Raw genomic sequence first — 728 nt, forward strand, 5'->3', positions numbered from 1 at the left:
CCACCAGTGTTCAAAATGAATATCCAATTATATAGCTTATTATTTAAGCTAACTGTTAACCTAGTATAGTAATCACCAAGTGCTCTATATTTGTAATCCTGTTGATTTTCCATTTATTTTCCTTTACCGCCATTATCATTTTGTAGCGATATAATTTTTTAAGGCTTCTTCATTAATCATATTTGCCTCTTCATTTACTTTATCTATAGTGTATCTATCATGACTAATGTTATTAGCTTTTTCGAGGGAATTTTTAAGGTAATATTTACAAAGATTAAGCCATCCACGATGGAATGCGCCTATTGCCCTAGCTAAATATATTTTTTTCCAATTTTTTAAAAAATCATCATTTTCATTTTTATAGGCCTTATAAATATCTAAAAAAAATTTATCCATATTTTCATTACTTTCAGACTCAATGTGGTCTAATAATTTTTGATTTGCTTTCATTTTAATCCTTGTAAAAAATTATTATTGCCCCAAAAAAATTATAGCTCAATAACGTTTTTGCTGCGTCACTGCAATCCATGTGCAGTGACGCAGAAATCAACTCTTAATTTTTTCCAGTAAAATCAATATCTTCAGCACTATTGTTCAGGCGCGCTCAACGCGTTTGAACAAAAAATCACAATGAATTGCTAATTTTTCTAAAAAATAACGAATGCTATTACAAAGTTATCAAAAACCACAGGGACAAATGGGACTATTTGCATATTCTTGCTGAAGTT

1 protein-coding gene is annotated in these 728 nt (G+C 29.5%); it reads right to left on the bottom strand.

All coding sequences use genetic code 11. From position 1 onward, the window contains the following. Positions 1-135 precede the first annotated feature (135 nt). Positions 136-450, bottom strand: coding sequence for a hypothetical protein (locus tag OK13_RS13685; protein ID WP_035891754.1), 315 nt, complete (start codon positions 448-450; stop codon positions 136-138). Positions 451-728: the final 278 nt, after the last annotated feature.

The sequence above is a fragment of the Legionella norrlandica genome (genome assembly GCF_000770585.1).
In the GTDB taxonomy this organism is placed as follows: domain Bacteria; phylum Pseudomonadota; class Gammaproteobacteria; order Legionellales; family Legionellaceae; genus Legionella; species Legionella norrlandica.